The following is a 12180-nucleotide window of genomic DNA, read 5'->3' on the forward strand; positions in this document are numbered from 1 at the left end:
ACAAAGTTTATTTTTAAAGGAGGAATTTACTTGAGAGCAAAATTTATATTTGAAATAGCAAATCCTAAGACAGAAATCTTTGAACTTCCTATCTATTATCGAACGCTTTTTATGAGCTTTTTAAAAAATGCCCTATCGGAATATAATCAGGAATATTTTAAAAAACTTTATTGGTGGAAAGACAAAAAGAACAAATGGCAAAAGCCGTTTGTGTTTGCCGTGAATCTTCCTAACATGAATTTTGCTGACGATAAGGTTATGTTCAGGGGCGACATAGTTTTGAACCTTTCAACTTCTGATTATGAATTTCTTGTTAACATGTATAATAGCCTAATTAATAATCATCTTTACCCATACAATCTAACTGACAATTGCAAAATTAAACTAAAGCGGATGTATTTAGTAAAAGAGCCAGAGCAATTTAATAGAGTAATGGCATTCAAAACTTTTTCACCTATCTTAATTGAGAAGAAAGGAGAAAGCAAAAAGATACCAGTTTTGCCTTATGAGGATGGGTTTGAAGATGTGTTTAATGAGGTTATTGATTTTGAAATAAGAAATATTCGTAGTTTGCGTGGGCAAAATAGAGGTTTGCAAAAGAAGATTATTTTCAAGCCAATAAATGTTCAAAAAACGGTTATCAAGCACAGAATTTCTGAATTTGTTGAAAATACCAATAAAAATTATATGTATCTCACAGGCTTCATCGGCTTATTTGAACTATCAGGAACCCCCGAAGACCTCAAAGAAATTTATCAAAATGGAATTGGCTTCAGACGAGGTCAGGGCTTCGGGTTTATAGAGGTAGCGAAATAACCAAAAATAAAAAGGAGTATATTAGGCTATGAAAGAAAGGGTATATTTAGGTGATTGGGCTTATAATGCAGGGATTATTGGATTTATTGATATTATGCTGGATGGAAAAGATATAACTTCTCAAAATATTATAACAATTGGACCAAACTATATAGAGTTTGACAGAAATAGTTTACAAGGTTTTTCTGACAAGTTTTTCAAAAAAGCTTATCAGAGGTATCCCAGAACAGATGAGTTAATTGATTTGGGGAATAAATTATTGCAAAGATTAGAAAATAATGATTTGGATAAGAATTTAAAACAAGAAGTAAGCAACTTTAAAAAGAGAGTAGAAGGATTTTCCAAGTTAAAGCAATTGGTAGATAGCCGTAAGCTAACGTTGCCAAGAAATTTTAATAAGACTGACGCTGAACAATATGTATCTCAAATAACTGATTTATTGAATGCAAATAAACAAGGGTTAATCGAAGACAATGTTAAAACTTATCTTAAAAATGCAAGTTCAATATGTGGTGACAGAAGTTTCTAAATAGAAATTTTAAAGGAGAATTAAAAAAGAAATTTTTTGATGATTTTGAAGGACCAATAGTTAACCAAACGAATAGACAAGACAAAAATCATGATTGTATATTTTGTGGGTTAAGACCTGCTAAAAAAGATGCTTTATTAGACACTGGACTTGTAAGCTTTCTGGGTGCTAATAAAGATAACAAGAATTTTTTCTGGAATTTCAAGCCGCAGCTGCCCATTTGTGAGATTTGTGAATTGATATACTTTTGCATATTTGCAGGATTGACCGAATTTAGAATAGGACAAACCAAAAAGTTTTATTTTGTAGATAGAAATACCTCTGTGTTGGAGCTTTATCAAACAAATAAGCTGTTTATGGAGATGATGTCAAGGGAAGAAAACATATTAAAGGAAAAAGGAATTTTGAATTTTATCAATGATTATTTGTTATTGAAATTAAAAGAAGAAAGTAAGTTTAGATTAGCCAATATTATGTTCATCGAAATAGATTTAACTTCTTCTGTAACACCAAAGCTTTATGGTTTTAGTATTACAAAACAGAAGGCAGAATTTATAAATTCAAATTTTGATATCTTTAAAAAGATTACAGGAAGCTTTATAAAGTTCAAAGATAATAATATTTATCCTTTCAGTGAATTTATGCAAAAATTTATGAATAATACATTAAGTTTTCAATTTTTATCATTCTTAGAAGGGCAATATTTGAGTTCCCAAAAACCAAATTCCAAGATAAATACAAATATTTCTCCTTATAGACTCCAAATGTATAACATCCTTACGTATAAATACCTAAGAAGTATAAAAAGAGGTGGGGAATTAATGGATGAAAAGTGGTTGTGGAAAATGTACTTCTTTGGCCAGGAGCTAAAGAAAAAGTTCTTGTCTTCAAAAGCTGAAAACAAAATAGCCAGTCTTGCTTACAGACTTATTTCGGCACTCAGAATTGGCGACGTAAATACATTTATGAATCTGATTATTAGAACCTATATGAGCTATAACATGGAAGTTCCTGCTTTGTTTGTGTCGTGTATAAATGACAGAGACAATTTTTGTGCGCTGGGGTACAGCTTTGTAAATGGGCTGCTTGGAAGCGAAAAAGATGAAAAAGTAGAAAATAGTGAGGAGGTTGTTGGTAATGAATAAAAATGCAGGGATTACAATTACAGTCGTATTTGAGGCAATGAGCTTAAACTATGGAGAGAGCTTAGGGAACATCTCCGAGCTTAAAAAACTTACAAGAGAAAATAAAGTATACACTTACATGTCAAGGCAAGCTTTAAGATTTGAAAAATACAGATTTATGGTAGAGAACGCAGGTATGAAGGAAACTCCAGTGACAGGTGATGAACAGGTAGTTCAATTTAAAAAAGAAGCAACAATTGCTGAGTATCCAGAGATAGACTTGTTTGGTTACATGAAAACTTCAGGGCAACGTCAAAATGCGCAAACACGAACAGCAGTTGTAAAAATTACTCCAGCCGTGTCTTTGGAAGAGTACAAAAACGACGTAGAATTTGCTACAAACTTAAATTTAGCAAAAAGAGCAAATACTAATCCAAATCCATATCAGCTTGAACAGCACAAATCCTTATATACCTATACAGTGGCAATTGACTTAGACAGACTGGGCAAAGATTTTAATGAAAAAGGAGAAGTGGTTGAAGAGATATCAGCTGGTGAAAAACTTAAGAGGCTTTATAGCTCATTTGATGCAATAAAGTTTTTGAGCAGAGAAATCAAGGGAAGAAGGGAAAATTTAAGCCCGCTTTTTGCAATAGGTGGTCTTTATCCAATAAAAAATCCATTTTTCTTAAATAGAATTAGACTTATAAAAGAAGATTCAGCCTATGCAATTGATCCAAGGCTTCTTCATAGCACATGTGAGCTGACCCTACCAAATGGCAAAAAGGTCTTTGATTACACTCTATTGGGAATATTAGAAGGCTTTTTTGTAAATGAAGAAGAGCTCAAAAAACTTCTCCCAGCTTCAAGTGGCACAATTGATTACTTCTTTGAGAATTTGAAAGAGAGAGCAAGAAAATATTACGAAGAAGGGACAGTTTAAAGATGCTCAATAGCCTTTTAAAAATTAAGATTTATCAGCCTTTTGCAAACTTCAGGAAACCATTTTCTTATGGAATAGTAGACTCTTATCCGCTACCACCGCCATCTACCGTGAAGGGATGGCTTCACAATATTTTAGGTGCAAGAGAGGGAAAATATTACAAAATGGCAGTGTCCATCTGTGGCAAATTCAACTCTGTTGTTTATGATATTCAAAGGATAATAAAGTTTGATAGACTAAGGGGAGAAAATGACAATGCTCCTGTTGTAAATGAGGTTTCTGCAAGAGTAGTGAATGGCATTATATATGTGACAAACCTTGTTGATGTGCAGCTGTGTATTCATGTAAATGCTGAAAGGGATGTTTTGGAAAAAATATATAAAAATATCTTTGACTCTTACTGGGGTTTGGGCCGAAAAGAGGATTTGATGAGGATAGACGAGATAAAACTCTTTGAGCCAAGAAAAGTAGAGTACAGAAAATATATAAAGAAAAGACCTCCAGAGATAGGGATGTATTTGAAAAGCTCAACTGCTGAGACACTTATGATTGATGGAATCAGGTTCAGGCTCAACAATAGATATGAAAAGACAAAAGATGGTTTGAGGATATTTACTGACAAAAAAGATATAGTTTTTATTGAAACATTAGAGCAGTTAAATCCTATGGCAATGGTTGACAAAGAGGTTATGGTAGATGATGAGAACATAATCATTGATTTAATAGGTGATGAGGAGTATGAAAATTGAAAGTTATAAGGATATAGAACTTTATGCAAAGAGATTTAAAGGTGACAAAGGAAGTGAATATCAAACCATATACCAACACACGGTGGATTTGTTAAATAACATGGAAAAACTGTTTGAAGAATATGAGGAAGAAATTGGAGAAGGTTGTAAAAAGCTACAAATAGACTATCAAAAGCTCAAATATCTCCTAAAATTAGCGATAATATATCACGATTTAGGCAAGGCAAATTCGAAATTCCAGCAAAAAATAAGGGAGAGAACAAAAGTGCATGAGGTGCCTCAGGTTAAGGGCTTGTCCAAAGAGGTGCCTCATAACTTTCTATCTACAGCTTTTGTCGACTTAGAAGATGAAATTGAAAAAGGTAATATAACCTATGAGGATTTCCAAAATTTACTTTTCATAATTGCGTTTTCGCATGACAGAGATTTTGATGTTGATTTTCAATATTTCAATAAATACATTTGTGAGGATGTTTCAAAGTATATAGAAAATCAAACGTTGAAACCTCTATTGGAGTTACTTCCTTCTGTTCCTGACAGATATAAAATGGTGGAAAGTTCAAATTACACGTATAGAGTAATTAATCAATTAAGAGAATTGATGCTGAAAGATTCATATGACCTTTCGGACAAAAAAGTGGTTTTTAGAATATTGTTGAAAGGGCTTTTGCACAGGCTTGACCATTCAAGTTCTGCAGGAATCAATGCAGAAGAGGCAAAGATTAATGATTTCCCTGAAAAGGTTGAAGTTTATTTAAAGAGAAAGGGAAGTTTTACTGGATTTAAAAACTTCCAGAAAAAGGCGATAGAACTTTCTGAAAAAAGCGTAGTTTTGTTTGCTCCGACTGGCAGTGGAAAAACAGAGTTTGGGCTAAACTGGGCATTCAAAAGTAAACTCATTTACACTCTTCCAATTCGTGTTTCTATCAATGCAATGTATGAAAGATTAGCAAAGGTCTTTGGAGAGGATAAAGTTGGGATTTTACATTCTGATAGTATGATATATCTACTTGAAAAACATATGGATTTGGAGCGCGGAAATCAAGAATTAGAAGCTTTGTTTGATAGCGTTGATCTTGCTAAGAATTTGAGCCTTCCAATAATTGTTACAACAGGAGACCAGATTTTCACATCTGCTTTGAAGTGGCCGGGCTTTGAAAAAATTTATTCATTGTTTTTGTACTCAAAAATCATAATAGATGAACCACAGAGTTACTCTCCCGAATCTTTGGCAATTATAATAAAGACTTTAGAAGAGATCATAAATTTGAATGGCAAGTTTTGTTTAATGAGCGCAACAATTAATCCGCTTATTCTAAAATACCTTGGAGATTATGCTGAGTATGTGCAAGCATATTCAGATGAAGACCTGAAAAGGAGGTATTCTCATATTATTTCAATCAAAGAGCTTTCAATTTTAGACTGCGTAGCTGAAATAATTGAACATGCAAAACAAAAGAATGTGCTTGTCATATGCAATACTGTAAAAAGATCACAGGAAGTTTACCAAGTTATAAAGGAAAATTTGAAAAAGTTTGAAGAGATTCCTGTTGAACTTTTACATTCAAGGTTTTTAGAGGGACAAAAGAGGCAAAAAGAGCAAATTGTTATCTCAGATAAGAGAAAAAACGGTATCATAATATCAACTCAGCTTGTAGAAGCTTCACTTGACATAGATTATGATATTTTATTTACAGAACTTGCATCGGCAGATTCGCTACTTCAGCGAATGGGAAGGGTATACAGGAAAAGAACATATAATGAATTGCGTCCGAATGTTATCATTTTGACCAAAGACCCAAGTGGAGTCGGAAAAGTTTATCAGAAAGAGATTGTCGATAGGACAGAAGCATTTTTGAAAAAATTTGATGGAAATAAAATTACAGAATATGACAAGAAAGAACTAAATGAATATGTATACGATATTGATGCACTCTCAAGTACAAATTTTATAAGTAAATTCAAAAAGGCATATGAACTTTTAGAACTTGGCTTCAGAGCAGATAGAAAAATTGAAGCACAAAAGATTTTTAGAGATGTTGTTACAATTTCTGGCATACCGAGGGAAATATTCGATAAAAATATCGAAGAAATAAATGAAGCTCTTAAAAAAATAAATTCAAAGTCTACAAAATCTATTGAAAAATTGAAATTAATTTCCTCAATCAAAAAATATACAGTTACAGCTCCGGCATATTTTTTTGCGAGAGGCGGAGCAAGTTGTTATGACAAAGACTTAGGCTCTATATACTTGATTGCGAATATGATGACCAATTAGGGTTGATACCACCAAAAGAATTAGAACAATCTGACATATGGTAAAAAAGCGAGTGAAAGCAAAATGGAAGACATTCAAGAGATTTCAGATGTAAGATTCCAAGGCATAAAAATAAACTATCTATATGTGTGCAAAAGAAAACTCTGGCTATTTAGCAAGAACATAACTTTTGAAAATACGTCCGACAAAGTGCTTTTGGGCAAAGTGTTGCATGAGTATTCGTATCCGAAAGAGAACGCAAAGGAAGTCCTGATTGACAATCTTATCATGATTGATATTTTATCAGACGGCAGCATCAGAGAAGTAAAATACAGCAGTAAAATGAAAGAAGCTGATATAATGCAGGTTATGTACTATCTTTACTATCTCAAACAAAAGGGAATTCAAAAACAAGGAATAATCAATTATCCGAAAGAAAAAAGAAAAGAAGTGCTGGAGCTGACCCCTGAGTATGAAGAAAAGGTAAAGCAGGCCTTAAAAGAGATAGAAGAAATTACAACAAAACCCATTCCACCACCTGTACAAAAACAAAAGATTTGCAAGTCCTGCGCATATTATGAGTTTTGCTGGGGGTAAATGATATGCAAAAGAGCTTGTACCTTACTTCCAATGGAAGACTCAGAAGACACGAAAACACCTTATACTTTGAGACTGAAGTGGAAAAAAGGTCTATTGACATTGAAAATGTTGAGCAAATTCATATCTTTGGAGAGGTAGACTTGAACACCAAAGCCCTAAATTATATCTCTCAGTACGGCATTGTTCTTCATTTTTACAACTATTATGGCTTTTATGCCGGAAGTTTCTTACCACGCAAGAAAAATGTATCTGGAGATGTTGTTGTAAGACAAGCTCTTCATTATCTTGATAGAGAAAAGAGGCTATTTTTGGCATATTGTTTTGTTGAGTCGGCAGTTTACCACATGATGCGAAATTTGAGAGAAAGAAAAGAAGCTGAGGCTTTTTTGATTGCAATTGAAGATGAGTGGGAAAAAGGTAGGTTCAATATATCAAGCATTGCAGAACTGATGGGGCTTGAGGGAAGGATTCGCAATATATATTATCAGTCGTTTAATTGGTTCTTGCCAGAAGATTTTGTAATGGAAAAAAGAGAAAAAAGACCACCCACAAATCCTATCAATGCCTTGATTTCATTCGGAAATAGCTTAATTTATAGTCACACTTTGTCTCAAATTTATCAAACTCAACTTGACCCAACAATAAGTTTTTTGCATGAACCAAGTGAAAAAAGATTTTCACTGAGCCTTGACATCTCTGAAATTTTCAAACCGTTAATTGTTGATACAGTGATATTCAAGCTTTTAAACAATAGTAAACTTACTCTTGAGCATTTTGATGAGGATTTGAATTATTGTTACTTGAACCACGAAGGAAGAAAGATATTCCTCAAAGAACTCCAAAACAAGCTTGAGACTACGGTTCGCCACAGACAGCTAAACAGAAATGTCTCATACAAGAGCTTTATAAGACTTGAGTGTTACAAGTTGATAAAGCATTTTATAGGCGATCAGGTTTATTCACCACTCAAAGCATGGTGGTAATTTGATTGAGAAGTAGCCAATAAAATCTATTATGCCTCACTGGTTATAAGTGTTGAGGAGTACAGCTCGATAAATGTTTTATGAAAGGTTAATATCGTGGTGGTAAGCATTGTTTCTATGGGACATTAGCTCACGCGAACACGACAAATATTCCTTGATGATGAATTTTTGCCTAAAGGAGTGATTGAGAATATTTGTAATAGTCACATACGACATCAACGAAAAGAGAGTAAACAAAGTAAGAAAGATTTTAAAAAAATACTTTACATGGGTGCAAAACTCTGTATTCGAAGGTGAAATCACATTTGGGAAGCTTGAGAAATGCAAACGAGAACTGCTTTCAGTAATAAAAAGAGATGAGGATTCAGTATATTTTTATGAAATGGAGTTTAAAATTGTCTGCAACAAAAAGATATTAGGGCAAGAAAAAAATTATGACTCCATAATATTGTAATTATGACAATATAATCAATTTGCAGCGAACTTCGCCATAGGGTATACAACAGCAAGGCCTTGACATAACTAAAAAAAGAAGCTATTTAACAAAAAATGCTAAATCCAGACCACCCCTTCGCTGCAAATCATCCTTGTTGCAAATAATTTTGAATTTAGTATAATTGTAGATGATATCTGAATTTAATAGTTCTGTTATTAAAGTGGGTTTTATCTGAACTATGAGGGATGTAAAGTAGAAAGAATATTAGTAGTCGCATAAGCACTTTGATAGTTTTATCTGAACTATGAGGGATGTAAAGCGCTGATTTTTGAACTTAATAATGTACCTGTAAGCCGTTTTATCTGAACTATGAGGGATGTAAAGAAAATGGGAAGGAAATATAGGAGTAGCCATCCTCTAGTTTTATCTGAACTATGAGGGATGTAAAGTGCTCCCGGAAATGTCTCCTCTAGTCCAATCATTTGGTTTTATCTGAACTATGAGGGATGTAAAGTATACAACACCAAAATTAGTTGATTTTGCGTAATTTGTTTTATCTGAACTATGAGGGATGTAAAGCCTAAAGCCAAATCCAGCAAAATAGAGCCAGAAGAGGTTTTATCTGAACTATGAGGGATGTAAAGACAAGTTGGAGTTATACTATAAAATTGCATGGTACTGTTTTATCTGAACTATGAGGGATGTAAAGGTAGCTATTGCGGGCATGGGCTTATTATTTACGTTTGTTTTATCTGAACTATGAGGGATGTAAAGTAGTAGTAAGCCTCCTTTATTCCTGAATTTTAAATCGTTTTATCTGAACTATGAGGGATGTAAAGGATAAGGTAAATCTTTCTCTCCTTAATGAACAAATAATGGTTTTATCTGAACTATGAGGGATGTAAAGTCTACATAGCGTACAATCCTTTTTCTTTTTCCTGTTGGTTTTATCTGAACTATGAGGGATGTAAAGGCCTTTCCCCGTAGTTCATAGTATTTACGATTTAAAGTTTTATCTGAACTATGAGGGATGTAAAGCGCTCCCGGTGGTACGCATAAAGCAACGTTTTTCGGGTTTTATCTGAACTATGAGGGATGTAAAGACATTTGGAACAGAATAGTTAGCACTATAAAGTCCAGTTTTATCTGAACTATGAGGGATGTAAAGTTGTACAGTCATACCAAGTCTGTCAATTATCCTATACCCGTTTTATCTGAACTATGAGGGATGTAAAGGAAAACATGATAAAGATGTACAAAGCGATGAAAGAAGTTTTATCTGAACTATGAGGGATGTAAAGGTTGGTTCTGGAAAGTCTTATCATGCGTTAAGGGAGGTTTTATCTGAACTATGAGGGATGTAAAGCAAAAAATAAGGTCGACCTTTTTGGTTGATTACAAGTTTTATCTGAACTATGAGGGATGTAAAGGAAATAGCCCAAGAAACGGGCTATTTCACAAGAGAAGTTTTATCTGAACTATGAGGGATGTAAAGTTGTGCAATCATGTCTTGGAATAAAGAAAAGACGCTGAGTTTTATCTGAACTATGAGGGATGTAAAGGCTTTTTATATATGCGGAAGGAGGATATAGATGGACGTTTTATCTGAACTATGAGGGATGTAAAGGCACATTTGTGACCCACGGGTGATTAGCGATAAGGGGTTTTATCTGAACTATGAGGGATGTAAAGGTCGGCGCACAAGTGACAGTGCAAAGTGCCGAAGCTGTTTTATCTGAACTATGAGGGATGTAAAGACCGCGGATGATTTCAACAGGATTGAAGGGAATATCGGTTTTATCTGAACTATGAGGGATGTAAAGAAGCATCTGCCACCCTCACCTGCACCGCTCCGTAACGTTTTATCTGAACTATGAGGGATGTAAAGTCAGAAAGCACATCTCCTTAAGGGGATTGGGAGGAGTTTTATCTGAACTATGAGGGATGTAAATGATATGAGACGGAGGTTGAAGATATAAAAAACTAAGTTTTATCTGAACTATGAGGGATGTAAATTCAGTAAACTCTTACAACTCTTTTACCTTTCCGACGTTTTATCTGAACTATGAGGGATGTAAATATAGGGTCTGTAGGCGACAAACACGCCTACATTTCCGTTTTATCTGAACTATGAGGGATGTAAATTTACAACGGGCGAGCTGTGGATGCTTGCGGGTATCAGGTTTTATCTGAACTATGAGGGATGTAAATGTATTACTTGAAGCGAAAACTTTGCGAAAAAGAGCAGTTTTATCTGAACTATGAGGGATGTAAATAGCCATGCACGAATACGTCTGTTTTGTTTGAGTAGCGTTTTATCTGAACTATGAGGGATGTAAATACACTATTAAAGCCCGGGGCGGAAAAAATTCTCATGGTTTTATCTGAACTATGAGGGATGTAAATACATTATATCATAAAAGAGTGTATCATTGTGTATCAGTTTTATCTGAACTATGAGGGATGTAAATTCTATATCTTCTAAATCTTCTACATCTTGTGTGAAAAGTTTTATCTGAACTATGAGGGATGTAAATAGCTGTATCAGGAGCTACAGCAGAACAGATGGAGAAGTTTTATCTGAACTATGAGGGATGTAAATGATATTTTGTACAAAGCTGGCTTACGTGAAGTTGGAGAGGTTTTATCTGAACTATGAGGGATGTAAATAATTTGAAAAACGGAAAGTAATTCGGGTCACTTATTACGTTTTATCTGAACTATGAGGGATGTAAATGCTTTTGCAAATATGTCTGTGTTGCGTATGTCTGTACGTTTTATCTGAACTATGAGGGATGTAAATAAATATAATTGGGAAGAACTGAAAAAGGAATTTATGGTTTTATCTGAACTATGAGGGATGTAAATGTTGTATTGACTTCAAATGTTGCACCTGTGACATTTGTTTTATCTGAACTATGAGGGATGTAAATGAGATAAAGACAAAACAACAAGCTCTCTCCACCACAGTTTTATCTGAACTATGAGGGATGTAAATTTTGCTGGTGAAAATGCTACATATGAAGATAACAACAAAGTTTTATCTGAACTATGAGGGATGTAAATTAGTTTTGCTGTTGAGGATTCATAGTCTCATTATAGTTTTATCTGAACTATGAGGGATGTAAATGGTAAAGAAAAATGCGCGTATTTCTGTATAATAAGCGGTTTTATCTGAACTATGAGGGATGTAAATGTGTTTATTAAAAAGTGATGCGTAAATTCTGCTATAGTTTTATCTGAACTATGAGGGATGTAAATGTGAAGCTATAGCAAAAGCTTTTGAACTTGCTTTTGGTTTTATCTGAACTATGAGGGATGTAAATTTAGCTGTTGCAATCTTTGGTGCTTTGCTTGCTGTAAGTTTTATCTGAACTATGAGGGATGTAAATTTAAATTGATAACGTATATAAGTTGTGTCTGTTACTGTAAAAGTCAATATATTTTGTACAAAAGTGGAATATAATTTTGTACAAAAATGTACTAAGATGCATTCGAAGAACTGTTAAAATATTCAACTTTTGACTTTAATCTATATGAAGGCCCTTTTATTGATATAACATGCGAATGATGAAGTAATCTATCCAATATTGCATTGGCTAATGTTGCTGATCCAAATACTTCTGCCCAATTAGAAAAGGGCATATTAGTTGTAATAATAGTACTATGCTTTTCATACCTTTTAGATATTAGCTGAAAAAATATATTTGAAGCATCTGTGTCTATTGGTAAATATCCTACTT

10 protein-coding genes and 1 CRISPR repeat array are annotated in these 12180 nt (G+C 33.8%); of the genes, 9 read left to right on the forward strand and 1 reads right to left on the reverse strand.

Annotation, left to right across the window (positions count from 1 at the left end; all coding sequences use genetic code 11):
- From cas6 to cas2, 9 genes are all read left to right on the forward strand, one after another.
- A partial coding sequence (gene cas6 / locus JCM7501_RS11630; RefSeq protein WP_256201452.1) for a CRISPR-associated endoribonuclease Cas6 occupies positions 1–816 on the forward strand: 816 nt, incomplete at its 5' end.
- Positions 817–844: 28 nt separating this feature from the next.
- Positions 845–1345 (forward strand): hypothetical protein, encoded by a 501-nt coding sequence (locus JCM7501_RS15365; protein ID WP_256201453.1) that lies wholly within the window; start codon positions 845–847, stop codon positions 1343–1345.
- Positions 1346–1443: 98 nt separating this feature from the next.
- Positions 1444–2490: a type I-B CRISPR-associated protein Cas8b1/Cst1 gene (cas8a1, locus tag JCM7501_RS15370; RefSeq protein ID WP_256201455.1), complete on the forward strand. Its 1047-nt coding sequence runs from the start codon at positions 1444–1446 to the stop codon at positions 2488–2490.
- Entirely contained in the window at positions 2483–3412 is a 930-nt protein-coding gene (gene cas7i, locus JCM7501_RS11640) for a type I-B CRISPR-associated protein Cas7/Cst2/DevR (protein ID WP_013149499.1), read from the forward strand. Before cas8a1 ends, cas7i begins: the two co-directional genes overlap by 8 nt.
- A 2-nt stretch (positions 3413–3414) precedes the next feature.
- Positions 3415–4161: a type I-B CRISPR-associated protein Cas5b gene (gene cas5b, locus JCM7501_RS11645; protein WP_013149498.1), complete on the forward strand. Its 747-nt coding sequence runs from the start codon at positions 3415–3417 to the stop codon at positions 4159–4161.
- Positions 4151–6439, forward strand: coding sequence for a CRISPR-associated helicase Cas3' (gene cas3 / locus JCM7501_RS11650; protein ID WP_256201454.1), 2289 nt, complete (start codon positions 4151–4153; stop codon positions 6437–6439). The genes cas5b and cas3 overlap by 11 nt, the downstream gene beginning before the upstream one ends.
- Before the next feature lie 63 nt (positions 6440–6502).
- Positions 6503–7015 carry a CRISPR-associated protein Cas4 gene (gene cas4 / locus JCM7501_RS11655; RefSeq protein WP_013149496.1) on the forward strand — a complete coding sequence of 171 codons (513 nt, stop codon included), beginning with the start codon at positions 6503–6505 and terminating at the stop codon, positions 7013–7015.
- 5 nt (positions 7016–7020) lie between these two features.
- Complete coding sequence (cas1b, locus tag JCM7501_RS11660; protein WP_013149495.1) at positions 7021–8001, forward strand: type I-B CRISPR-associated endonuclease Cas1b; 981 nt, start codon at positions 7021–7023, stop codon at positions 7999–8001.
- 184 nt (positions 8002–8185) lie between these two features.
- Positions 8186–8455: a CRISPR-associated endonuclease Cas2 gene (gene cas2 / locus JCM7501_RS11665; protein WP_322785467.1), complete on the forward strand. Its 270-nt coding sequence runs from the start codon at positions 8186–8188 to the stop codon at positions 8453–8455.
- Between the two features lie 206 nt (positions 8456–8661).
- Positions 8662–11829: direct repeats of the CRISPR family, unit length 29 nt; unit sequence GTTTTATCTGAACTATGAGGGATGTAAAG.
- Positions 11830–11920: 91 nt separating this feature from the next.
- On the opposite strand, the gene JCM7501_RS11670 is transcribed toward cas2, so the two are convergent.
- Positions 11921–12180 (reverse strand): ATP-binding protein (locus tag JCM7501_RS11670; RefSeq protein WP_162199508.1); only part of this gene is annotated, 260 nt, incomplete at its 5' end.

The sequence above is a fragment of the Thermoanaerobacter thermocopriae JCM 7501 genome (assembly GCF_001310975.1).
In the GTDB taxonomy this organism is placed as follows: domain Bacteria; phylum Bacillota; class Thermoanaerobacteria; order Thermoanaerobacterales; family Thermoanaerobacteraceae; genus Thermoanaerobacter; species Thermoanaerobacter thermocopriae.

Coding starts and splice junctions, on each gene's coding strand:
- JCM7501_RS15365 (WP_256201453.1), top strand. CDS start 845: ATGAAAGAAAGGGTATATTTAGGTGATTGGGCTTATAATGCAGGGATT.
- cas7i (WP_013149499.1), top strand. CDS start 2,483: ATGAATAAAAATGCAGGGATTACAATTACAGTCGTATTTGAGGCAATG.
- cas5b (WP_013149498.1), top strand. CDS start 3,415: ATGCTCAATAGCCTTTTAAAAATTAAGATTTATCAGCCTTTTGCAAAC.
- cas3 (WP_256201454.1), top strand. CDS start 4,151: ATGAAAATTGAAAGTTATAAGGATATAGAACTTTATGCAAAGAGATTT.
- cas4 (WP_013149496.1), top strand. CDS start 6,503: ATGGAAGACATTCAAGAGATTTCAGATGTAAGATTCCAAGGCATAAAA.
- cas1b (WP_013149495.1), top strand. CDS start 7,021: ATGCAAAAGAGCTTGTACCTTACTTCCAATGGAAGACTCAGAAGACAC.